Origin of the sequence: Clostridium pasteurianum DSM 525 = ATCC 6013 (genome assembly GCF_000807255.1) — a bacterium.
Lineage (GTDB): Bacteria > Bacillota > Clostridia > Clostridiales > Clostridiaceae > Clostridium_I > Clostridium_I pasteurianum.
This window is the reverse complement of sequence record NZ_CP009268.1, coordinates 1,067,148-1,090,210: the sequence shown is the minus strand read 5'-3', so window position 1 is coordinate 1,090,210 and position 23,063 is coordinate 1,067,148. Positions and strand designations below refer to the sequence as shown.

Annotated in this window: 21 protein-coding genes and 1 pseudogene; 8 read left to right on the top strand and 14 right to left on the bottom strand. The window is 31.3% G+C overall.

Going from position 1 to position 23,063, the window contains the following annotated elements:
- The first annotated feature begins 65 nt into the window (after positions 1–65).
- The 4 genes from CLPA_RS04930 (at position 66) to CLPA_RS04915 (ending at position 3,469) form a co-directional block, all read left to right on the top strand.
- Complete coding sequence (locus CLPA_RS04930; protein WP_003444694.1) at positions 66–989, top strand: ATP-binding cassette domain-containing protein; 924 nt, start codon at positions 66–68, stop codon at positions 987–989.
- Positions 982–1,869 (top strand): ABC transporter permease, encoded by an 888-nt coding sequence (locus CLPA_RS04925; protein WP_003444696.1) that lies wholly within the window; start codon positions 982–984, stop codon positions 1,867–1,869. Before CLPA_RS04930 ends, CLPA_RS04925 begins: the two co-directional genes overlap by 8 nt.
- 122 nt (positions 1,870–1,991) lie before the next feature.
- Complete coding sequence (locus CLPA_RS04920) at positions 1,992–2,504, top strand: DUF1648 domain-containing protein (protein WP_003444698.1); 513 nt, start codon at positions 1,992–1,994, stop codon at positions 2,502–2,504.
- Between the two features lie 62 nt (positions 2,505–2,566).
- Entirely contained in the window at positions 2,567–3,469 is a 903-nt protein-coding gene (locus tag CLPA_RS04915; protein WP_003444701.1) for a sensor histidine kinase, read from the top strand.
- A 181-nt stretch (positions 3,470–3,650) separates the two neighbouring features.
- Here CLPA_RS04915 and CLPA_RS04910 read toward each other — a convergent pair whose 3' ends face one another.
- The 7 genes and pseudogenes from CLPA_RS04910 to CLPA_RS04885 all read right to left on the bottom strand — a co-directional run bounded on the left by CLPA_RS04910 (position 3,651) and on the right by CLPA_RS04885 (position 10,243).
- On the bottom strand, positions 3,651–4,259 hold the full coding sequence (locus CLPA_RS04910) for an NUDIX hydrolase (RefSeq protein WP_003444703.1): 609 nt from the start codon (positions 4,257–4,259) through the stop codon (positions 3,651–3,653).
- A gap of 454 nt (positions 4,260–4,713) precedes the next feature.
- Positions 4,714–5,823, bottom strand: coding sequence for a stage II sporulation protein P (locus CLPA_RS04905; protein WP_034829684.1), 1,110 nt, complete (start codon positions 5,821–5,823; stop codon positions 4,714–4,716).
- Positions 5,824–5,984: 161 nt separating this feature from the next.
- Entirely contained in the window at positions 5,985–7,106 is a 1,122-nt protein-coding gene (locus CLPA_RS04900; protein ID WP_003444707.1) for an RNA-guided endonuclease InsQ/TnpB family protein, read from the bottom strand.
- Positions 7,107–7,130: 24 nt separating this feature from the next.
- Positions 7,131–7,394, bottom strand: a pseudogene (locus CLPA_RS20370) (MerR family transcriptional regulator); the annotation flags it as partial.
- 170 nt (positions 7,395–7,564) lie between these two features.
- Positions 7,565–8,374 carry a nitroreductase family protein gene (locus CLPA_RS04895; RefSeq protein ID WP_003444709.1) on the bottom strand — a complete coding sequence of 270 codons (810 nt, stop codon included), beginning with the start codon at positions 8,372–8,374 and terminating at the stop codon, positions 7,565–7,567.
- A gap of 32 nt (positions 8,375–8,406) precedes the next feature.
- Positions 8,407–9,591 carry an MFS transporter gene (locus tag CLPA_RS04890; RefSeq protein ID WP_003444711.1) on the bottom strand — a complete coding sequence of 395 codons (1,185 nt, stop codon included), beginning with the start codon at positions 9,589–9,591 and terminating at the stop codon, positions 8,407–8,409.
- A gap of 16 nt (positions 9,592–9,607) precedes the next feature.
- Entirely contained in the window at positions 9,608–10,243 is a 636-nt protein-coding gene (locus CLPA_RS04885; RefSeq protein ID WP_003444713.1) for a flavodoxin family protein, read from the bottom strand.
- Between the two features lie 188 nt (positions 10,244–10,431).
- Here CLPA_RS04885 and CLPA_RS04880 point away from each other — a divergent pair, with 188 nt between their 5' ends.
- Complete coding sequence (locus CLPA_RS04880; RefSeq protein WP_003444716.1) at positions 10,432–11,013, top strand: TetR/AcrR family transcriptional regulator; 582 nt, start codon at positions 10,432–10,434, stop codon at positions 11,011–11,013.
- Positions 11,014–11,389: 376 nt separating this feature from the next.
- On the opposite strand, the gene CLPA_RS04875 is transcribed toward CLPA_RS04880, so the two are convergent.
- Positions 11,390–13,678 carry a hydratase gene (locus CLPA_RS04875; RefSeq protein ID WP_003444718.1) on the bottom strand — a complete coding sequence of 763 codons (2,289 nt, stop codon included), beginning with the start codon at positions 13,676–13,678 and terminating at the stop codon, positions 11,390–11,392.
- Between the two features lie 317 nt (positions 13,679–13,995).
- Between CLPA_RS04875 and CLPA_RS04870 the strand changes: the two genes are divergently transcribed.
- Entirely contained in the window at positions 13,996–14,865 is an 870-nt protein-coding gene (locus CLPA_RS04870; RefSeq protein WP_003444720.1) for a LysR family transcriptional regulator, read from the top strand.
- A 42-nt stretch (positions 14,866–14,907) separates the two neighbouring features.
- Here the strand turns inward: CLPA_RS04870 and CLPA_RS04865 are convergent, their stop codons facing one another.
- Positions 14,908–16,515 carry a putative polysaccharide biosynthesis protein gene (locus CLPA_RS04865; RefSeq protein ID WP_003444721.1) on the bottom strand — a complete coding sequence of 536 codons (1,608 nt, stop codon included), beginning with the start codon at positions 16,513–16,515 and terminating at the stop codon, positions 14,908–14,910.
- A 338-nt stretch (positions 16,516–16,853) separates the two neighbouring features.
- On the opposite strand from CLPA_RS04865, the gene CLPA_RS04860 reads away from it, so the two are divergent.
- Together CLPA_RS04860 and CLPA_RS04855 are read left to right on the top strand one after the other, a co-directional pair.
- Entirely contained in the window at positions 16,854–17,048 is a 195-nt protein-coding gene (locus CLPA_RS04860; protein ID WP_003444729.1) for a DUF3606 domain-containing protein, read from the top strand.
- Between the two features lie 69 nt (positions 17,049–17,117).
- Entirely contained in the window at positions 17,118–17,345 is a 228-nt protein-coding gene (locus CLPA_RS04855) for a hypothetical protein (RefSeq protein WP_003444731.1), read from the top strand.
- Between the two features lie 127 nt (positions 17,346–17,472).
- Here the strand turns inward: CLPA_RS04855 and CLPA_RS04850 are convergent, their stop codons facing one another.
- The 5 genes from CLPA_RS04850 to CLPA_RS04830 all read right to left on the bottom strand — a co-directional run bounded on the left by CLPA_RS04850 (position 17,473) and on the right by CLPA_RS04830 (position 22,903).
- A complete protein-coding gene (locus CLPA_RS04850; protein ID WP_003444732.1) occupies positions 17,473–18,303 on the bottom strand; it encodes a 4Fe-4S binding protein in 831 nt (276 codons plus the stop codon).
- Positions 18,304–18,633: 330 nt separating this feature from the next.
- On the bottom strand, positions 18,634–19,518 hold the full coding sequence (locus tag CLPA_RS04845; RefSeq protein WP_003444742.1) for a LysR family transcriptional regulator: 885 nt from the start codon (positions 19,516–19,518) through the stop codon (positions 18,634–18,636).
- A gap of 40 nt (positions 19,519–19,558) precedes the next feature.
- Positions 19,559–20,398 carry a pentapeptide repeat-containing protein gene (locus tag CLPA_RS04840; RefSeq protein WP_003444746.1) on the bottom strand — a complete coding sequence of 280 codons (840 nt, stop codon included), beginning with the start codon at positions 20,396–20,398 and terminating at the stop codon, positions 19,559–19,561.
- A gap of 82 nt (positions 20,399–20,480) precedes the next feature.
- On the bottom strand, positions 20,481–21,458 hold the full coding sequence (locus CLPA_RS04835; RefSeq protein WP_003444748.1) for a magnesium transporter CorA family protein: 978 nt from the start codon (positions 21,456–21,458) through the stop codon (positions 20,481–20,483).
- Positions 21,459–21,610: 152 nt separating this feature from the next.
- Positions 21,611–22,903: a B12-binding domain-containing radical SAM protein gene (locus CLPA_RS04830; RefSeq protein ID WP_003444750.1), complete on the bottom strand. Its 1,293-nt coding sequence runs from the start codon at positions 22,901–22,903 to the stop codon at positions 21,611–21,613.
- Positions 22,904–23,063 lie beyond the last annotated feature (160 nt).

Sequence of the window (23,063 nt, the reverse complement as noted above, 5' to 3'; positions counted from 1 at the left end):
GATTTAATCCATCTTATAGATTGTATATGATAATAAATTGGAAAGATATAAGGAGGAAAGAAAATATGAAAAATATAGTATTAAGAACTCATAAACTCTGCAAAAAATATGGCGGTGAATTTGCTGTAAATAATGTCAGCATGACCATAAACAAAGGAGACATATATGGCTTTATAGGCAGAAATGGAGCGGGAAAGACCACATTGATCCGAATGATAACGGGTCTTATTCATAAAACTAGTGGCGAAATTGAACTTTTTGGCTGCTCAGGTATCTCTGCTTTGGATCAATCCAGAATAATGATGGGCTGCGTTATAGAAACCCCTACTTTTTACAATAATATGACTGCTAGAGAAAATCTTGAAGTATCAAGACTAGTTAGAAATATTCCCGGTAAGAAATGTATAGATGAGGTTTTAAATTTGGTGGGATTAAGAGATGTAAACAAAAAAAAGGTTAAAAACTTTTCCCTGGGAATGAAACAGCGCCTGGGTATTGCCAATGCACTTTTAGGAAATCCACGCTTTTTAATATTAGATGAACCCATAAACGGACTAGATCCAGTAAGCATGGTGGAAATAAGAGAACTTCTTAAAAAGATAAATAAGGAGAAAAATATAACCATGTTAATATCCAGTCACATATTAAGTGAACTTTCGGAACTAGCTACCTGCTATGGAATAATCAATAATGGCAAACTACTGGAAGAAATCACTTCAGAAGAACTAAATGAAAAGTGTAAAAGATATATAGAACTAAAAGTAAGTAACGCCAAGAAGGCAGTCGTGCTATTAGAAACTGAACTCAATATAAAAAACTATGTAGTACAGGAAAACAATATAATTAAAATATACAGCCATTTGGGCCAAATAGGAAATATCAATACACTCCTTTCTACTAACCAAGTAACTGTAGATAAAATTCTATCCAAAGGACAAAACCTTGAAGAGTACTTTTTGAACATCATAGGAGGTGAGGATAATGTGTAGAATGATTCATGCAGAGATATATAAGTTATTTAGAACTAGAACCTTTAAAGTATTATGTATAGTTGCTGTAATACTAGCCATTATTTCCATAGGTACATCTAAGATAATGTCCTCAGAAGATTTTTTTAGAAGTAGTTTAAAGGGAATGCCTAAAAATCAGCAGGATCAATATATAGAACAGCTTCAAAAAATTAACAACCCTTCTGATTCTAAAGTAGTAATTGGAAACATTGGTATGAGAAATCCTTCTAAAGATATATTTCACCCCACTGCACGCGAATTGTTTTATGGTTCCTTTGGTAGTGGAGTAATAGAAATCTTACTTTCAGTATTAATAGCTTCTATAGTAGCTGGTGAGTATTCTTCAGGTACTATAAAAAACATGCTGGCTTATGGTAAAAGGCGTGAATATTATTATATATCAAAATTAATTGCCATTTCTATAGGATTTGTTATAATACTAGGAATAATGGTTACTGTAACTACTGTTGGCAGTACAATCCTCTATGGTTGGGGAGTACCCTTTGATATAAATCAGGCACTACAACTGTTAAAAATCTTTATTGCGACATCAATAGTAGGCCTTGGAATAATATCTTTTATTATGCTATTGTCTACCCTCATAAAAAGCAATGGAATAACTATTATTCTAGGCGTAGTAATATTTTCTCTCTTGCCTACAATAATTTCATTCTTATATGGAAAATATACTTGGTTTGATAAGATATATGAATCTACTCTGCCTTACAATTGGGCCCTAGTAACCTCTGTTCATGCAGTAAATAGTGATATTTTAAAAGCTATAGCTGTAGGAATTATTACATTACTGTTAACATTATCAGCTGGTATATTTGTGCTTAAAAGTCAGGATATAAAATAGTTATAAAAACTGCACACTATTTTTTATCAAAAAGAGGTTTATGAGTATAGAAAAATCACATCCCAGAGGTGCAAAAATTGAAATTTTACATCCCCAGGTTATTCTTAAAGGAGGTCATTATTATGACTGAAAAAAGACCTATATTAAAATTAAAATATTCAATTACCGAAAAAATTATATTTATATTAACTGTAATAGTACTTATATTAAGCTTTGCATTTATTATAATATATTGGAAGTCAATGCCTTCTATAATACCAACACATTTTAATTTTTATGGTAAACCCGATGGCTGGGGAAGTAAAAAAAGTCTTTTAATTCTTCCAATTATAAATCTGATTATATTTATATTACTTGCAGTACTTAGTAAATTTCCTCACATTTATAATTATCCTGTAAACATTACTGAAAAAAATGCCAATTATCAATATACCAATGCAAGAAGATTAATGATTGTAATGAATCTAGAAATAGTATGTCTTTTTTTCTATATATCTTTAACAGAAGTATATTCTGGCTTAGGCAAAATTAATGGACCTGGTACTTTATTTTTACCTATATTTTTATTGATAATCTTTGGTACTACTGCATACTTCACAATTAAAATGTACAGGAATAAGCCTGTTATTAAATAATTTTTATCTATTAAATTGGGAAAACAGCACCCCAGGGGTGTAAAATTTAGGAGGTGAGCGAAATGTGGCTCTTAACTATATTGCTTATAGCAGTAATTTTAATTTTAACAACATCCTTCGTGAGATATAAAAAAGATGTTAGATACATTACCAGACAAATTATAAACAGTAATGGTGAATACCAAAACCTAAAAATGAATACTTTGAATAGGGATTTGGAACATTTGGTACTATCCATTAATAATCTATACGAAATAAACCAGCAAAATAATATTAAAATAAAGCATAGTGAAGAAGAGCTGCGATGCAGCATAGCAAATATGTGCCATGATCTCAGGACTCCTCTCACCTCTATAATGGGATATGTACAGCTTATAGATGAAAATCATCTTAATAAAGACAAGCGAGATAAATATATGGATATTGTGAAGAAAAGAACTACAAGACTGCAGAATTTAATTACTAATTTCTATGAACTATCAAGAATCGATGCTGGTGATTGTAAGTTTAATTTAAAGTCCATAAATTTAAAGGATATCCTATGTGAAACCATAGCACTGTCTTACAATGACTTTACCAAAAATAATATTGAACCTGCTATTAATATTGAAGAAGGTAATTACACTATAATATCCGATGAAAAAGCCGTAATGCGTATATTCTCAAATTTGATAAATAACATTATAAAACATGGAGAAAAAAATGTAACTATAACTTTAAAGCTTCAGGATAATTGTATATTAACGGAGTTTTCCAATAATGCTTCTAATCTAAAGATTGAAAATATTAATCACCTGTTTGACAGAACCTTTACAGCTGATATAACAAGAACCAATGAAAATACGGGACTTGGACTAAGCATTACTAAATCTCTTATAACACAACTTGGACATGAAATTACAGCAAATCTTTCCAATGAAACACTTAAAATTGTTATTGTTTGGAATAAGCTTTCTTCCAACTAATCATCCATAAATGCTGAAACACAACCAGGACTACAATACTATTTCACACAAAAAACTGTCTCACAATTTATACACATGCATGTATTGCGAGACAGTACTTTACTGTTAAAAGAGCTACTAAAATCTAATTTTTAATAATGAGATAAGTATCCCTTAACATTTTACCCTTATCTCTACACTGCTACTTAAACAGTTTTTCTCCTATTTCCATAAAGGTCTGGAATACCATGTAGGCTTTTATATCAATTTTTACATCTCTTTTAAGAAGTTCTTTTACTTCTTCCCTTGAAAGAAGTAGTACCTCTATATCCTCTTCTTCTTCAAGGTATGCATCGGAAATAGTACCAGTGCAGGTGCAGAACACCATAGCTGCAGATTCGTCTGTCATACCTGGAGATGCATATATTCTTGCTCTGGTTTTTTCATGATTTATGCTTATAAGCTTAAGTCCTGTTTCTTCTCTAAGCTCTCTTGCAGCAGATTCTTCAAATTTTTCTTCTCCATCTATAAGACCGGCTGGCAATTCGTATATGTAATCATTTAAAGGAACTCTAAACTGTTTTATGCATACTATTTTGTTTTCCTCTTCATGAAATGCAGCAATTATAGCAGCATCTGTTCTCTCTTCCTTGCCTTCAAAGCACTGAGCATTAAGAGTGGATATATCTTTTCTTGATGCTATGGACCAATTTCCTATCTTCCCATTTTTCTTTTCATATTCAGCATCATAAAGGCTTAAAAATTTTGTATTTGCTAAAATTGAAAGTTTTTTTATTCTATTTTTATTCATAATTTATTTTCGGTAAGATTATCAATGAATCTTACTTAGTTGGAGTTTGTACTCCAACTAAGTTTAGATGAATTATCCAGAAACGTGTCGCTGTTATCTCCACCCTATAGAAGGTGGAGTGTTACAGCAGCTAGTTACAGGATAGAATCTCACCAAAATTCTCCTTCCCTTTACTAATATATACTATCAATTAGTTGTTGAATTTTCCACTAAATTAGGATCAGAAATACTTCCAGATAAGTTTATTATACTATAAATACGAAAAAATGATAACATAATTTTACAACTGCCTGATTAAAGTCTATATTCAACATCAATTTAATCCAAATAACTAATGACTATAAATAATCTCACTTAGTTGGTATTTGCACTTCAGCTAAATTTAGATGAATTATTCAATAACTTGTCATTGTTATCAAATAAAAATTGGAATTTCAAAAACATTTTATCATATCTACTTATTTAAATATTCTGCAATCATTCTTGCAACATACTTTGATGTTCCCTTTGCTTCATCAAGTGTATTAGAAACAGCACCTATTTCTATCAAAATCGCATTATTACTCTTATCTTGATTAAATACACCGTTTGCATGATTGTAAGGTAATAATCCATCATTAATAACTAACTGCGGAAAATCCTTTTTAGCGGTATTCAATAAAGAATTTACTATAAGCATATTTTTATCAAAATGAGGATTATTTTTTGCCATAACAAACCAAAATTTACCTAAATTTTGTCCATTTATATTTTCAGTAACAAGATTTTTATTTTTAGTTGAATCTCTATGTATGTCAATTATCATTTTAAAGTCGCCATATTTATTTAAATATTTATCTAAAGTCTCTCTAGATCTTATATAACTGCTGTTATAAGCTGTAGCATTATGAATGGTCTTATCATGTATTACAGAAATACCATAATCATCTGAGAGGGTTTTAGCAAGTTCCGCCCCAACAGCACATACATTCTTTTCTGGATCGAAATTATCTTGTCCAAAAGATCCATAGCTTTCAGTGGTATGGGTATGATATATAAGTATTTGTGGATTTGAATTATCAAGAGTTTTTTTTAATTTTGGATTATATACCTGATAACCCCCATTGGGAACATTTTGTGCTGCATTATTATTTTGATTGCTGTCACCAGTATTTTTAGTTATATCACTATCTTTTAACTGAAAATCACTTACATTTATACTATTATCATTTAAATTATTATTGGCTACATAGTTATTACCCAATTTAAAATAAGATATTTCTCTTTTTAAAAATTCATCAGGTTTATTTAAATTAACTCCTATGTAGTTTAAAATTCCACTTTTTAAGGAAAAGGTACTTTCTGCCATATCCGATTCATCAAAGCTTGTAGTTTTTACTATGGGCATTGTATAATTCACCAGCTGCACATATAACATATTCCCTCTTCCACCACCAGTCAATGCATTTTGAATTTTTGACTGATTGAAAAAAGTAAAAAATACATATAAGGAGAATATAATTATAGTAATCCCTATAATCAGTGGTAAAGTACCTGCCTTCTTGTCCACCTTTTTATTAATCATTGGCATTCCGTTGCCAAACCCTTATAAAACTCTATAAAGCTTGTTTAATTCCCTATTCAACGTGTCCGATTTTGCCGAAGCTACTTTCGTTTGATATAACACTCCAAGGGCTTAAATTCCCATACAACGCATGGTACATATTAGCAGTATCGTTTAAGTGATTAAACTACTAATTCATATCTTGATAGATTAATACTTGCATTATAATCTCTATCTATAACGCAGCCACATTCTTCACAGATATATGTCCTTTCTGATAATGAAAGCTTTGGTTTTACATGACCACACTCACTACAAGTTTTACTTGATGGATACCATTTATCAGCTTCAACAAATTTAATTCCATTAAACTCACATTTATATCTAATTTGCCTTTTAAACTCATATAAACATTGTTGTGTAATAGCTTTTGATAAATGACGGTTTTTCATCATACCCTTGATATTAAGTGTTTCCATAACAACTCTTGATGGCTTGGTTTTCACTATCATGTTCGTTGCTTGGTGACTATGATTACTTCTTATATTTGCTAATTTTCTATGAAGTAATTTAATCTGCTTTTCGATTTTTATAATATTACTTGTTTTGACAAACTTACTCCCTTCTTTATTTTTTAGGTATTTGGAAGATACCCTACGTTGTAATCTACGTAGCCTTTTTTCAAGTTTCTTTACAGTTTTTGTTTTGTTAATGTTTTTGAACGTTATTCCGTTGGAGCATATAGCCAAATCTTTGATTCCTACATCAATACCTATGCTCTCATTTGTCAATTCAACTATTGGTTGTTCTTTCTCAATACCTACGGATATAAACCAATACTTTCCATCAAAACTTACTCTTGGATTGCAATATTTACAATTCATAGGAATAGCATTTCTTTTGATGTTAACCCAACCGACTTTTTCAATTAATACTGTATTATCCTTAACTTTTAGCTTTATGTTATCGTTGTAAAATGACGGCTTTGACTTTCTTCGGCTCTTAAATCTTGGCTTATCAGCTAATTTCTTAAAGAATTTCTTGTAAGCTTCACAACCATCTTTTACAGCTTGTTTCGCAACATTGTTAGATACTCCACTCAGCCAATTAAGTTCTGTTTTCTTTAAGATAGTTAATTCTTTTCTTAAATCATTATCAGATATAAACTTTCCACCATTTTTATAATTTTCTTCTTGCCTTGCAAGTGTCCAATTATAAATAAATCTTGCAGTTCCAACTGATTGCCATAATTTCTGCTCCTGTTCTTTAGTTGGAAATAATATAACTTTATTCCCCAGTATCATTTTCCAACAACTCCTTAATCATCTTCCTTTAGCAATCATATAAGTTTTAACATTTTCAACTTGTCTTACTAAATCGTCCTTTTGTTTATTACTTGACACTCTACAATATTCAATTACTTTTTTAGTTTTAGTTTCAATGCCTTTAATACCTAAAAAATGATTAAGTTGCTCTTGTGAATAATATCTGTACCCAGTATATTCAACTCTAATAGGTTTTAATGTACCTGATTTATCCTCATTTCTTAATGTCTTTGTTGTTTTTCCAATAGCTTTGGCAAAATTCCCTATTTAATAATATTTCAAAAGGGATCACCTCCTAAAGCTATTGTAATATATATTATAAATAAAGCACACAGTTTTCTATAGTTTTGTTACTGTTCTTCACCCTCCTCCCATATAGAAATATATGAAAGGAAATATAATTATATAACTTTAATTATAATTGCAGCAAGACAAATCTAAAAAAATCTGAAAAAACTATATTCTAATGGAGCTCTTTCTACTAATCTAGGGTAATTATATTTTGGATAGCCTACCATAACAGATCCAGTTATTTTTTTACCTTCAGGTATATTAAATAATTTGAGCATTGGAGAATTGTCTTTAAGAGCAATCCTTTCAAATACACCTGCCCAGCATGAGCCTAATCCAAGAGTTGGTGCATATAGCTCCATATATGTCAGTGAAAAAATGGAGTTTTCTCTTCCTCTCGGAAAATCTGCATCTGCAATTGCAAGGACAAGACTAGGTGCTCCTCTTAAAATAGTATCTATTCCCTTTTCAGTATATGCTTTAATAAAGTCCTCAAATTTTCCACTCAAAATCTTATCATTTTTTAATTCCTCAGCAGTAACTTGAACAGCTTTATCAAGTATTTTTCTATCATCTATGATAATATAGGATACACCTTGTAAATTATGACCACTAGGCGCAAAATGGGCAATATTGACAAGATCTACTAACTTTTCTCTTGGAACTGAAATTTCTTTATAAGATCGTATTGAACGTCTTGAACGAAGAAAATTTTCTGCTTCTTCAGGACTTAATTTGGGAAACTTTTTTGAACTTTTTTGATTGGCTAAGGGTGTTTTTACATTATCCATAGCTTCTTTGGGACAGACAGCTACACAATGCCCGCAGGCAATACACTTTTCGGGGCAAATATCTTCTGGGCCATTTTCCCCAATTGTCAATACCTGAACGGGGCACTCCTTTGCACAAATTCCGCATTTGATACATTTCTCTTGATCTACAGTTATTAAATTCATTTTCTTATTCCTCCCATTAATCTCTTATAAAATTATTTTGCAGTTTTATGCACAATAACTGCTATAATTTGAGTTGCTATTCCAAAAATACAAACTCCATACCATCCAAAGTGTGAGTAGCTATAGGAGCCAAGAAAAGAACCCAATGCTCCTCCTAGAAAAAAACTTACCATATATACAGTATTAATTCTGTTACGCATTTCTTCATTTAAAGAATGAACTCGGGTTTGATTGGAAACATTACCGGATTGAACTCCAAAATCAAGTAATATAACTCCTAGAACCAATCCAAATACTTTAAATCCAAATAGAAGAAAGAATATATAAGAAATTATTACAACACCTATACATATTCCTGTAACAAATCTAGGGCCTTTCTTGTCAGCTAATCTTCCCACCAAGGGAGCAGCCAAAGCACCGCTGATTCCGACTAATCCAAATAATCCCGCTGCTTGAGATCCCATGTTGTAATGAGAACTTTCAAGTAAAAATATAAGTGATGTCCAAAATGCACTGAAAGCTGCAAACATCATAGCTCCATTAATAGAAACTTCTCTTAAAATAGCTTCACTTTTTATTAATTGTATCATTGATTTTAATAACTCAATATATCTAATATTAGAAACAGGTTTACGTACTGGTATTAATTTTCTTAAAGCTATCATAAGAATTATCATCATAATTGCTGCAATAACATATACTATTCTCCATCCTAAGTATCCGCCCAAAATACCGCTAAATGTACGTGATACTAATATACCAATTAATAAACCACTCATTACTGTGCCTATTATTCTACCTCTCTCTTTTGGATCTGATAACTGAGCAGCCAAAGGTATAATAAGCTGAGGAATAATTGACGTAAATCCAACTGCAAAAGAAGAAATTATCACCATAAATATATTATGCGAAAAGAACATACTTGTAAGAGAGAGTATTGAAAATAAAAGCATTGCAGTTATCAAATTTCTTCTTTCTCTTATGTCCCCAAGGGGTAATATAAATATCATCCCAACTGCATATCCTATTTGTGTAAGCATTGCTGCAAAGCCCACACTAGTTTCACTGACATTAAATGTGTTAGCTATATCTGCAAGAAGGGGCTGTATATAATATAAATTTGCTACAGTAAGCCCGCAAGCTATAGCCATAACCATAATCAATAATTTACTTAATACTGGTTTATTTTCTACAAAATCATTATTTAAGCTTTCCATAATAATTCACTCCCTTTTAACGAATAAAATTAGTAAATATTTTTGTTTCCATTTCAGGTTTCTTTACAATTCCTTCACCGTTTTCTATCAGCTTCATAAGCCATGCCATATTTTTACCCAGTATTCTCATTATTTGAATACCTTCTTCATCCTGCATTGCCTCCCCTGGTACTGTCCCGTTAATAACATTCCAATAATTTGAAGTTGGTATAAGCATTTCAGAATGATTAATGTAGTTATTTAACTGATCGAAGGTTGGAATCCCACCTGCACGTCTTACTGCTACTACTGCTGCACCAACTTTATGTCTTAACATACTATCATTGGCTTCTGCCACACGAAAAGCTCTATCTAAAAATGATTTCATTGCTCCAGCAATTGCTGAATAGTGAACTGGTGACCCTAAAATTATTCCATCAGCTTCCTTCATCTTTTCAATCCATTCATTAACTGGATCAGTAGTAATAACACATTTTCCATTTTTATTTTTTGTACAATTTTTACAAGCGATACATCCTCTAATAGCCTTATTGCCTACGTGAATTATTTCTGTCTCTATACCTTCCTTCTCAAGTTCATCAACAACTATTTTTATTCCATGATAAGTGTTTCCTGCTTTAGCAGGACTTCCATTAAAAGCTACAACCTTCATTTAAAACTCCTCCTCGTTAAAAATTTAAATTTTTCATAATTATAATAATTGCAGTTTTACATATAAATACTGAACGTTTAGTTTATACTTATATAATATACTAAACGTTCAGTATTGTAAAGTATATTTTTAAAATTTTTTAATGTATAATATACGTATAGTTTTTAAAATATATAAGGAGGTTTACAATGGAAAAAAAATTAGGTCGCCCTCGTAGTGAAAAAACAAAATCAGATATTCTTAATGCATCGTATGATTTATTAATAGAAAATGGATTTTCATCAATAACTGTCGAAAAGATTGCTGAAAAAGCTGGAGTCAGCAAAGCTACCATTTATAAATGGTGGCCAAATAAAGCTGCTGTTGTTATGGATGGTTTCTTAAATGCTACTAATGTAAAGCTTCCAATACCTGATACAGGGTCAACTATTGAGGATATGTTTATTCAGGTAAATAATTTTGTAAAATTTTTAATGAGCAAAAAGGGAAGTGTAATTGCTGAAATAATAGCTGAAGGACAGTTTGATCCAAAACTGGCTGATATATACCGTAAGGCGTATTTTAAGCCACGTCGAAATATTTCAAGAGAAATTTTAAAGCGAGGAATCTTAAGAGGGGAATTGAGAAAGGATTTGAATATAGAGTTGACTATGGATTTAATTTGGTCTCCAATATTCTATAGACTCCTTATAACTGGAGATACACTTGATGATATTTTCGTAAGAGGATTAATAAATTATGCATTTGAAGGAATCAAGCTAAATTCTTAGTTTTTATTAATATATCTTAATAAAAACTACTTTTAAGGCATGTGAAAATAAATAGTAAGCCAAAGATGCAACGAATATTTTTCACCTGACTAACTTGGCGTAAGTCTCCCAGTTCTTCAAGTGGGAGTTCGACGCCAAGTAAGCCATGCATTTGCAGTTCTAAAATTCAGATGGGATAAAAGAATCCCCACCTGAATTAAGAACTTACTTCAATCATACAAGGAAACAGGTCCTGATGATAGTGGGCTATCTGAGGGTTCTGTTGACGTAGTAGGATTCAAAATAGTCTATCATACTGACTAGAATATGTTTAACTAAAAAGGCATTTAAAACTAGAATTTTATTTCTAATTTTAAATGCCTTCATAATATGTTGTTTATCTCTTATTATAGTTAATTAAACATCCAGATAATAAAATATCAGTTTCATCCTTAGATAATCTATCAATTTTCAAAGTAATTTTTTCAACTTTGTCTCTCACTACATAGGCATCCATTTCTGATAATTTGTCAGAAAGTGCTTTTCTTATATTAGGTACAAATATGAAATCATCACATTCAAACTTAGGATCTTCCTCCATGATAAATGGAAGTATACCCCAGTTAATCAAATTAGAACGATATCTCTTTGTAGCATATTCTTTTGCAATATTTGCATAACCGCCTAAAACCTTTTGACAGCTGGCAGCCTGCTCACGGGCAGAACCGTCTCCTGGTTTTATAGCATATATAACGCTTCCTATACCAGTGTTTTCTAAGTTTATATCTGCAAAGTTTTCCTTAATTGTATTAAATACCTTCTCTAAATCTTTATTTTCTTCAAAAGCATCCTTGCCGTTAATCCTTGCTTCTTCTGACTTATGAATCTGCTTAGCTTTTCCCACATATTCAGGATCCTTACGGGATAACGTAAACTCTGCAAGTCTTAATGGATTTGAACGATATGCAGAAGTATCTCCTGATGGTATAAGTTCATCTGTAGTAGTTACAGGGTCCTTTATTACAGAGGCTACCTTTAAAACAAGATTATCTGCCAGGGCTGGAACCACAGGCCAATCCTTTATATTAGGTCCAAATCTAAGTTCTTTTTCAGCATCTGGCTTTTCAAAGCCGCCGTATACACGGTCATCATATATTTTCTTGTTGAAATAATATTTAGGTATATCATATTTAACATCTTCTATATCTGTAGCTGCTGTCAAGAAACCCTTGTTAACTGCTGTAGCTGCAATAGAACGTGCATCCATTAGTGCTACATAGGAAAGCTGACCTTCATTTGGTTTTGAACCTTCACGGTTAGGGAAATTTCTTGTAGTATGTCTTATGCTAAGTGAATTATTTGCCGGAGTATCTCCACCTCCAAAACATGGTCCGCAGAAAGCAGTTTTAAGTACTGCACCAGAATTCATCAATTTACCTGCTAATCCATTTTGTACAAGTTCATAGTAAACCGGCTGACTTGATGGATAAACGCTAAGGGCAAATTCATCATTTCCAATAGAGTGTCCATCTAATATGCTGGCAGCTTCACAGACATTTTCATAATTACCACCGGCACAGCCTGCTATACATCCCTGTTCTACATATAATTTATTATCAACAATCTTGTCTCTTAAAGAGAATTTTAAATTTTTATTTCCTACTTGTTTTTGTCCTTCTTGTTCCACTTTTGCAAGAATATCATCAAGGTTTGCATTAAGCTCTTCAATAGTATATATATTGCTTGGGTGGAAAGGCATTGCAATCATTGGTTTTATTTCTGATAAATCTACACATATCAGTCCATCATAATAAGTAACTTCTCCAGGATTTAACTCTCCATATTCATTTTCTCTGCCGTGCAGCGTCAAATAGTCTTTTACCTTGCTGTCAGTTTTCCATACAGAACTTAGACAAGTAGTTTCAGTAGTCATAACGTCTACTCCTAATCTGTATTCTACGGATAGATTATCTACACCAGGTCCTACAAATTCCATTACTTTATTCTTGACGAAACCATTCTTAAACACTTTACCAATTATTGCAAGAGCAACGTCCTGAGGTCCTACACCCTTTTGTGGTTTTCCTGTTAGATAAACACCTACAACCTGTGGCAATTGTACATCATAAGTTTTTGAAAGAAGCTGTTTTACAAGCTCTCCGCCGCCTTCTCCAATTGCCATAGTACCTAGTGCACCATAACGAGTGTGGCTGTCAGAACCTAAAATCATTTTACCGCAGCCAGCCATCATTTCACGCATATATTGATGGATTACCGCAAAGTGAGCAGGTACATATATTCCGCCATATTTTTTTGCAGCAGAAAGTCCAAATAAATGGTCATCTTCATTTATAGTACCGCCAACAGCACAAAGACTGTTATGACAGTTAGTAAGTACATAAGGTATTGGGAACTTTTCCAGGCCGCTAGCACGAGCTGTTTGTACTATTCCCACAAAGGTAATATCATGAGAAGCCAGTGCATCAAATTTAAGTTTTAAACTTTTCTCATCTCCAGATGTATTGTGTTTCTGCATAATTGAGTATGCAATTGTATTCTTTTTAGCATCCTCTAGAGAATATCTATTTCCAAATCTCTCTTTAAGTTTTGCATCAGATTCACTATTGTTAAAATAAATTTCATTTCCATTTACTAAATATACACCTTCATTGTATAAAGTAATCATTAGTATTCCTCCTAAAAATCTTTAATTTTCTAATATACTAGAATCATATCTCATAAATAATATAGAATTATTGTTTACTATTCTTCTGCTAATTTAGATATTATATTTATAATTATAGACTTTAAATATCTGTAATTATCTTATATATCTTTTATAAAAACTATCTTTATATATTCTAAAACCTTTAAAAGCTTTCTAAAAAACTTTTCTTTAAATATACATACATGTTTATTATATATCTTGAATTCCATAATGTACAATAGTATTATTTTATTAAAGGTCATAACTAGAAGTAATGGATGAAAGGATAATTTGCTATGGACGAAAAAGATTATGAAATAATTCTATCGCTATACGATTTAAAAAACATGACTAAAACTTCAAAAAAGTTATTTATAACTCAACCTGCCCTTACAAAGCGAATTAAAAAGATAGAAAAGAGCCTTGGAATACAACTGCTGATTCGTTCCAAGCAAGGAGTCATATTTACTCCAGAGGGTGAAAGCATAGTTCCCTATATAAGAACTATCACAAATACTTTAAAACAAATGCGTCAACACATAGATTCTAATCAAGGCACTATAGGAGGAAGTTTAAGCATTGGAGTATCTTTAAATTATTCCCACTATCGTCTGCCTGAAACTCTGAAAAATTATATGCAGTCCTTTCCAAATGTTGATGTGAGCATAATTACTGATCAGAGTAAGAACCTGTACAATATGCTGGAAAATGATAATATCTCCATTGCAGTTCTAAGGGGAGAATATAAATGGAATCAGGGATTAATACACTTATGTACAGAGCCAATGTGTCTGGTATGCAGCAATGAAAACTCAAAACGCCCTCTTGATTCCTATCCCTACATAGGCAGACACACAGACAGTATCCTTCATGGAAAAATTCAAACCTGGCTTTTGGAAAACGGCTTATCCACAGATAACACAAAAATTTGGATTGATAATATTGACACCTGTGTAGAAATGGCAAAGCATGGGCTTGGCTGGTCAATACTTCCTAAAATCTGTCTTGAAAATTTTCATGGCTACGTTAAAAATCTCTATTTTCAAGACGGTACTCCCTTTACCCGCAGTACTTATATTCTATATAAAGATCTTTACTATTCATTACCTCAGGTTAAGTTGTTTATAGAATATCTGTTGAATAATGAGAGAAATTATGAAAAATAGAAAGCTAAGCCTTCTATTTTTCATAGTTTTAGCTCTATTTACTCACCTGCTAATAGACTTTAAAATCTTCTTTATTCTAGCTGGAAGAAAATTTAATTCTTCCTCAGTGATCCCCTTGCTTAATATCATGGCATATAGATATGTAATTACACCCACTACAATTGCTACAGATACAGAAATTGCATTATTGATATATCCCTTATTAATAATACCTATTGCAAAATTTAAAATATTATATACTATGTAAGTTGCTAATCCCATAGCTGTGCATGAAACTATACATTTATAAATATAAGTTGTAATTTGAATTTTCAATTTTAAATTTACTTTTACATATATGGAGTTTAGAATTACCGGCACTATAAATCCTAATAAACTTCCAATAATGGCTCCATAAATATTTATACTTGGAATGGCTATCAAAATGTAATTAACAGTATATTTTATGATTATACCTAAAATAGAGTAAAATGTTACTATATATATCCTTCCAATTCCCTGCAAAATACTAATTTGGATTTGAAATAATGCCATAAATATTACAATACAAGATCCAACTAACATTATATTATAGCCATCATTATATTTAAGGAGAATATATATAGGTTTGCTTAGTACTGATAATCCTACTGCTGCAGGTATGGATATTATAAAACTTATTTTATAGGCAAAATTCATTCTATTTTCTGTTAATTTTTTATTATTAAGGGTAACGGTAACAGCTTTAGATACTGCTGGCAAAACCGTAACAGCTAATGCTGATATTATAGTAATAGGTACTGCTGTAAGTATATTAAACTTATTATATAATCCAAAAAGACTTTGAGCATGATTTTGACTAATGCCACCTGCTATAAGTCTGGATGTCATGTTATAAATATCTATAAGTGACCCAAAACTGGGAACTCCAATACAGAATGTTATAGGAATACTATATTTTATAATTCTTTTAAAAATTTGTCTATTTGTATGAATTATACGCTTGTGATTATTTTTAAAACTAAATTCATCTAAGTTTTTACTCTTTCTATAGGTTATTATTAAAAACAAAGAAGAAACCGCTGCCCCTAAGGTTGTACCAATAGTAGAACCCACACACCCGTATTCAATTCCATATCCTATGAGTAAAGCTGCAAATAAAAGTGAAAATACGGTATTTACTACCTGCTCTAAAACCTGCGATATAGCTGTAGGCTTCATATTACTTCTACCTTGAAAATACCCCCTATAAGCAGAACCTACAGATGTAAATATTATAGCAGGGCTTAGGGCAATTACGGAATATTTGGCCTCAGGATAATGCATAAATTTAGTAACTGGAGCTGCTAATAAAAACATTATTATCGCCATAATTATACCAATGATGAATACCATAAATCTAGATATCCTGAAAGTTTTTATAGCACTTCCGTAGTTTTCAACGACTATAAATTCAGATACAAGTTTTGATATAGCACTTGGTATTCCTGAATTTGTGATTACATATATGAATGTATAAATCATATATGTAACACTGTAAATTCCAAAGGATCTATTTCCTCCAAGTATTTTAAATATAAACGGGGAATAAATAAGTGATAAAAGTTTTACTATAATCATAGCAGTTGATAGTATGGCAAAGCCTTTACTTGTAGATTGTTGTTCTTTCATAAAATTAACCTTTCCAAAATATTTTAAGATGTATTTTTATATGTAAAATTGAAATTTTTATTATTAAGTTTCTTGTTCATTATAAAGGACTATACATTTACTAAACATAAATATATAGTCCCTATTATAACATTTATAGTTTTATTTGTGAATTTTAGGTTAATACAGTATTATTCTACTGCATCTAATATCTATTAAACAAACATTTTAATAACAATCTCTATATGTTTAAAAATTTAATACACATGTAAGATATTAGATATAATCTTGAAAGAAATTTGTAATAATATCTTGTTATATTATACATATAGAAAATATTAAGGAAGGATGATGATACTATGTTAGGCTTTAAATTCAAAAGAAAAATTGAAAAGAAAGCACCAATAAATTATTCAGAAATAAACATATTTGAACAAAATGAAGTTAATTGGTGGTGCCAGGAACTGAAATGCACAGAGGAAGAGTTGACATATGCAGTTAATAAAGTTGGTGTATATACCACTAACATAAAGAGATATCTTGGAGCCTATTGATATAATTTGTCTATGTAAATATTACATAAATCTATGTTTATAGGAATATTAAATATAGAGGTGATTTATGTGGATAAGAAGGTAAAAAACTTTATTGATGAAATAATAAAAATGCTGTTTTTAATATCCATATTGTCTGTTACATATGTCTATAGTTCTTTGATATCCTATACTTCTTTGGAAAGAATGACACGTCTAAAATTACTTATAGTTATGTTCACTTTTACAATAGTAATATCAACAAAAATTTTTATGGAATGTTTAAAAAAATCTAAGATAAATAAAATAACTGAATAATTGATAAAACACTCTATTGTTTAATATAAACTGCTCTCTATGAAATAAACAATAGAAATAATAAAATGGCCGAAGCCAGCGGCTAAAGTCCAAGATTCCATCGAGCTAAAGCCGTTTCAAATTTCTTTTATTGTCTAGGTATCCTATTTTCACAAGGTACTCCCGTTTGGCATTTACCACATCCATACCTTGGTTTATATTTTTCAACTGTTTTAGCCACAAAATTCGAGCATATAATATGATTTTTTCCTTTCTCTATGGATATTGCTTTGGCCGGGCAGTTTTTTACACAGGCACCACACATAGAACAGTATTCATAAACATCTTTATATTCTCTACTATTCTTAGTTAAATATAATTCAGTGACTATACTTCCAAACCTTCCAGCTATACCTTTTTTAGTTATTAGACCTTTAGATAGTCCGAAAGTCCCAAGACCACATACAAAAGCTACATGTCTCTCAGACCAATTACTTGTAAAAGACGCCTCTGGATGTGCAAATGTACTATCAAATTTCTCTTTAGCCCAAAATCTTTTATCTAGTGAAGGCACCATACTATTGTATCCTTCCTCTATTAAGGCATTCTTTAAATATTTACACAACTCAACCAAAAAAGCTTGGCCTTCAATACGTCCATGCAGCCATTCTTCTGAAGGCCATATTTTATCTCTTTTATTTGATATCCTTACTCTTTCAGTAAAAGGTAAAAAGAATGATATAACTGTTTTGGCCCCAGGTAACCATTGTTCAGGCAGTAAAAAATGCTCTCCTATTATCTCAGGCCTCTTCAATAATTGAAAATATTCATCATTTGCATCACCAAAAGCAAAAATAGGATCATCAAAGATTTTCATTCCCACAACATTTTTTGAAAGTGCAATTTCTTCGTTTATAATATTTTCTTCTGAATTTTGTACAAAATAACATGCCTTTTTTATTAGATCCTGCTTATTCATATTATTTACTCTCCAATCATATTCATTAATGATTTTTACTAATAATACCATAGAGTATATCATTAGTAAAACTGATAATTTTAATAATATCATTCGAAAAATCCGATTGATTGAATTGAAGCAAGTTCTTAATTCAGGTGGGAATTCTTTTACTCCATCTGAATTTTAGAACTGCAAATGCATGGCTTACTTGGCGTCAAACTCCCACTTTCACAGCGTGTAAGCAGAGAACCAAAATCTTTTTTTTATTTTGTGTGAGGGCTGTACAGAGTGCGTGGGAGACTTACGCCAAGTTAGTCAGGTGAAAATAAATTAAATTTACATTTGAAATTACATCCCATTTGTCTGTATTAATTTAATAAATTCTTTTAATGCTGAGGAAATCCATTTATCTTTGTGGCAAACTACCTGTATCATTATATTAACCTCTACAGCATCCCAAGAAAGTTCTATTAAATTGTTATTTTTTAATTCTTCAACAACTGCAAATCGCGGCAAAAATGCTACTCCAAATCCAAACATAACTAGCTGCTTGATTGTCTGTACATTGCTAGTATCCAAAATTAATTTTGATGTTATATTTTCCTCTTTTAAAGTTTTTTCAAAAATATTTCTACATATGCAGCCCTGTTGTGTAAGTATCATTGAGTGTTCAGATAAGTCTCTGGCAGAAACATTATATTTTGAGGCTAATGGGTGCGTAGGTGCAACAAACAATGCTGCTTGTTCACTTTGTTGAAATTTAACATCAAATTCAGTGGAATCTATTTTTATATCTAACAAAATTGCCACATCAATTTCATTTTCTCTCAATAGACATTTAAGTTCATGGGATGTAGCAATTTTTAAAGTAATTTCTACATCAGGATATAATTTATTATACTCTTTTAAAAGTTTAGGTAATTTTACAGCGCATACAGATTCAGTTACTCCTATGATAAGGGCCCCTTTAGGAATTTCTGAAAAAGATAATGAATTTTTTGCATTTTCCCAGATATTTAATAATTTTTCAGCATGTAAAAGCATTTCTTCCCCTTCATAAGTGAGAGTTATATTTTTACCAATTCTTTCAAATAAGTGTGTTCCCAATTCCCTCTCTAATAACTTAATATGAGCAGTAATTGATGACTGTGCATATCCAAGCTTATTAGCTGCTTTAGTAAAACTATTTAATCTTGCAACAGTTATAAAGGTTTTTAATTGTTTTGTATCCATATTATTCACCATCTTTCTTCTAATGGCTGATGCCGATAAATCATTTTAACCAGTACTCTGGTGCAGTCAGTCTTTCAGGCAGCTTTGTATGAGAATTGCCCTTAGCTGTATTTATCTGAGCTTGAGTAAGAAATATACTATTTGAGAGATTAGCTCCACTTAAATCAGCATCTCTAAGATCTGCTCCTATAAAGTCTGCTCCATTTAAATCTACTCCTCTAAGATTTGCTGCAATAAGACAGGCTCCTCTAAAGTCCGCACCTTTAAGATTCTTTTTTCTAAGATCTGCACCAAAATAATCCAACGGCTTAGATTTGTTTGAAGAAATATTTTTTCCATGGCAAGCTTTAGCACGTACCCTATCACTGGTATCTTTAAGCAGTATATTAACCTTTGTTCGGTGAGACTCCATATCCAGCGCTAATAGAGATTCAACGTCACTAAGGGTAATCCTTTCAGTATCCTTCAGTAGTGAACTTATCTCTGCTTTCAGTTGCTTGTCTCTTTGAAGAGCAAAGGTTTCTGTCAGATACCACATTATTTCATGAAGCTGCCTCATAATTAAAAATACATCAAACATCTGTTTTGCGGTTTTAGGATTTTTTCTCCAATCCTGTCCACCATATGTAACTTGAGAAACCTTCTGCCCTGCTCCAAAGCAGTGATAAGCAGTACATCCTTTAAGTCCCATCTTCTCAAGCTCTTTATGAACAGAACATTTAAAGTCAGATTGTAAGTTTATACAGGGTTTACCGGCCTCTTTATTGATAGGGAATCCCTCTGAAGCTGAAAAATAAAGTGCTGTACAACATAGTCCAAAACATTTCTCACAGTTAATTTTCAATTCTTCATTATAATTATCTTCATATGTATCCATCATATTATTTACCTCACATTACAAAAATATAGAAAGAAATCTTAGCATAAGGGGCATTTTTGTTCTAAATTTATACTGCTAATAGTCAAAACCACTTTTTCCTGTTTATCACCATAGCCAAGGCAATAGCACTTGTTGGGACCATAATCATTCCAAAAACAATCCAAAAGGCATTGCCATAATCGTGCAGCGGAATTCCTGAAACATTCATTGAAAATAAACCACCTACTAATGTCATTGGCAAAATTACCACCTGAATAATTGTAAAAACAGTCATTAAATTATTGCTTTTATTATTTGTAAGGGACGTAAAGGTGGAATCTATTGACTCAATAACTTCTTTATCGTTTTCAAGCATATCCCATATCTTTTCAGCTTTATCTGTAATATCATCAAAATAAATATCCATATTTTCTGGAAGATACTTTACAATTATCTTTTCCAATGAAAGAATTACCGGTCTTACAGGCTTAACTATTCTCCTGAAATTAATTATCTGCATTTTAGCTATAGATATATTTTTAAGCATAGCTTTGGAAGTATTTTTGAATATGTCAACATTGATTTTATTCAATAATATCCCTATTTTATCAAGCATGGGCATACAATAATCAAATAGACGTTTGATTATTTCATATAAAAGCAGTGCTGAGCCTTCACTCATATATTCTACCTTTGCTTCCTCTTTTGCATCACAAAGACTTGCAAATACCATAAGAGGTTTCAATTCTCCCTCGTGCAGTGTAATTAAATAATTAGGGCCTATAAATATATCTACTTCAGCCGGTTCAATTATTTCCAGCATTTTTTTATATCTTGGCATATGAAGCACAATAAAACAATACTCATCATAATCATCAATTTTTGATCTCTGATGTTCTGTCATGCAGTCTTCAAGTAACAATTCATGGAAATCAAATTTCTCTTTAAGCATATCCATATGAACATTAGTTGGTCTCTCAATGTCAATCCAAGTCAAGTTTTTATATTTAATTTCTCGAACTGTTGATGTATTTAAATTTATATTACTAACAATTTTTTTAGCTTCATGTTTTTTAAACATTTATTCTCCTTTCAGTGGTGAAAATGCCTGTAAAAAGAGTTTTAGCATCAGTATTTTTTTATGCTTAGCTTCCTTATTCATGACATCAACCAACCCTTATCTCCCACTCTTATGATAAAAACCAGAAAATAATGAATACCATATATTAAGTTTTACTCTATAAATTTTGTTCCCTTTATAGACAGTTTATATCCCAAATTCACTATAAAATTATGTATAATATTTGTCCTTGAAACAGAGAGTCTCTTTATAATTGATTTTATAGAATAAAATTCCTTTCTAAACCACATATATCCCTGAAATAATTCCTGTGAAGTCATATTTTTAGGTACAAAGGCAACTCTGGTCTTTCCGTTGTAGTATTTCCAATCTGTTGTTATCAGCCTGTCCTCTTTTTGAAACTGCTCATATAGCGGTGTTTTAGGTAAAGGTGTCAATATGCTTACAGTAACACCATCTATTCCTAAATTATTGCAGGCATCCAGTGTCTTTTTAAATATATCCTTTGTATCCGTATCAAATCCGAATATTATACCTGCCTGAATAGAAATATCATTTTTATGGATTAAATCAATTAAACTCTTATACCTTTTAACATTATTAATTCCCTTATTGACACTGTTAAGGCTGTCCTCTGAAAAGGACTCAAGCCCCACAAAAAAGTATTCACAGCCTGCCTGTTTAGCCAGTTTTAGAAGTTCTTTATCCTGACACCTCTCTAAGGTAACCTGTGCCGCCCATTTCTTATTATATTTAGCTAGTTCCATCATTAACCTTTTTGCATACTCTATGTCTCCAAAAAAATTATCATCCCAAAACACAAAATATTTTGCATTAATACTGTTTATATCTTTAATAACTTCATCAACAGGTCTCATTCTAAAGGAATCAGAATATATCTGTTTTAGATTACAATAGCTGCAATGATAGGGACATCCTCTTGTGGCAAAAACAGCTCCCCTTGTAAAATATCTTCCCTTAATAAGATCTCTTCTTGGTATGGGAATCCCATTTAAGGAAGGTATATCATCACATACATATGTATCTTTTGCCCTGCCCTCATAAAAATCCTCCAGAAATTTTGGCCAAGTATTCTCTGCCTCTCCAATTATAATATAATCACAATGTTTAGAAGCCTCCTTCGGCATCAATGTAGCATGAGGCCCTCCAAATACTACCTTTGCCCCATTCTTTCTAAATTTAGCTGCAATTTCATAACAATGAGAAGCATTAGAAGTATTCACTGTTATCGCAGCTAAATCATATTTCTTATAAAAGGGTACGTCCTCATTGTACTCATCTACAAGAGATATATTATATTTTGACGAATCCACAAAAGCCGCTAAATAGGGCATGGTAATCTGAATAAAATTATTAAACTGCTTTTTTCTAAAATCATTTATTTCTCTATTCTCTGGAGTTATCATAAGTATATTTTTTCTCATAAAAATTTTTCTCCTTAAAAATAAAATGTTGACTTAATATAGATTTCGTCCTTCTTTTATAGTTTTAAATTGGAGTGTAATTGGTGCTTTTCTTAAGTTTATAGTATCAATATTTTCTATATTAAGCAAAATCAATCACCTCCTGCTTTAATTTTTCTAA

Bases quoted from the DNA above. Each gene is read 5' to 3' on its own strand.
- CLPA_RS04870 (WP_003444720.1), top strand. From the start codon at position 13,996: ATGGACGAAAAAGATTATGAAATAATTCTATCGCTATACGATTTAAAA.
- CLPA_RS04890 (WP_003444711.1), bottom strand. From the start codon at position 9,591: ATGGAAAGCTTAAATAATGATTTTGTAGAAAATAAACCAGTATTAAGT.
- CLPA_RS04900 (WP_003444707.1), bottom strand. From the start codon at position 7,106: ATGATACTGGGGAATAAAGTTATATTATTTCCAACTAAAGAACAGGAG.
- CLPA_RS04830 (WP_003444750.1), bottom strand. From the start codon at position 22,903: ATGAGAAAAAATATACTTATGATAACTCCAGAGAATAGAGAAATAAAT.
- CLPA_RS04835 (WP_003444748.1), bottom strand. From the start codon at position 21,458: ATGTTTAAAAAACATGAAGCTAAAAAAATTGTTAGTAATATAAATTTA.
- CLPA_RS04905 (WP_034829684.1), bottom strand. From the start codon at position 5,823: ATGATTAATAAAAAGGTGGACAAGAAGGCAGGTACTTTACCACTGATT.
- CLPA_RS04915 (WP_003444701.1), top strand. From the start codon at position 2,567: ATGTGGCTCTTAACTATATTGCTTATAGCAGTAATTTTAATTTTAACA.
- CLPA_RS04910 (WP_003444703.1), bottom strand. From the start codon at position 4,259: ATGAATAAAAATAGAATAAAAAAACTTTCAATTTTAGCAAATACAAAA.
- CLPA_RS04865 (WP_003444721.1), bottom strand. From the start codon at position 16,515: ATGAAAGAACAACAATCTACAAGTAAAGGCTTTGCCATACTATCAACT.
- CLPA_RS04895 (WP_003444709.1), bottom strand. From the start codon at position 8,374: ATGAATTTAATAACTGTAGATCAAGAGAAATGTATCAAATGCGGAATT.
- CLPA_RS04925 (WP_003444696.1), top strand. From the start codon at position 982: ATGTGTAGAATGATTCATGCAGAGATATATAAGTTATTTAGAACTAGA.
- CLPA_RS04850 (WP_003444732.1), bottom strand. From the start codon at position 18,303: ATGAATAAGCAGGATCTAATAAAAAAGGCATGTTATTTTGTACAAAAT.
- CLPA_RS04930 (WP_003444694.1), top strand. From the start codon at position 66: ATGAAAAATATAGTATTAAGAACTCATAAACTCTGCAAAAAATATGGC.
- CLPA_RS04920 (WP_003444698.1), top strand. From the start codon at position 1,992: ATGACTGAAAAAAGACCTATATTAAAATTAAAATATTCAATTACCGAA.
- CLPA_RS04875 (WP_003444718.1), bottom strand. From the start codon at position 13,678: ATGATTACTTTATACAATGAAGGTGTATATTTAGTAAATGGAAATGAA.
- CLPA_RS04880 (WP_003444716.1), top strand. From the start codon at position 10,432: ATGGAAAAAAAATTAGGTCGCCCTCGTAGTGAAAAAACAAAATCAGAT.
- CLPA_RS04885 (WP_003444713.1), bottom strand. From the start codon at position 10,243: ATGAAGGTTGTAGCTTTTAATGGAAGTCCTGCTAAAGCAGGAAACACT.
- CLPA_RS04845 (WP_003444742.1), bottom strand. From the start codon at position 19,518: ATGGATACAAAACAATTAAAAACCTTTATAACTGTTGCAAGATTAAAT.
- CLPA_RS04840 (WP_003444746.1), bottom strand. From the start codon at position 20,398: ATGATGGATACATATGAAGATAATTATAATGAAGAATTGAAAATTAAC.
- CLPA_RS04860 (WP_003444729.1), top strand. From the start codon at position 16,854: ATGTTAGGCTTTAAATTCAAAAGAAAAATTGAAAAGAAAGCACCAATA.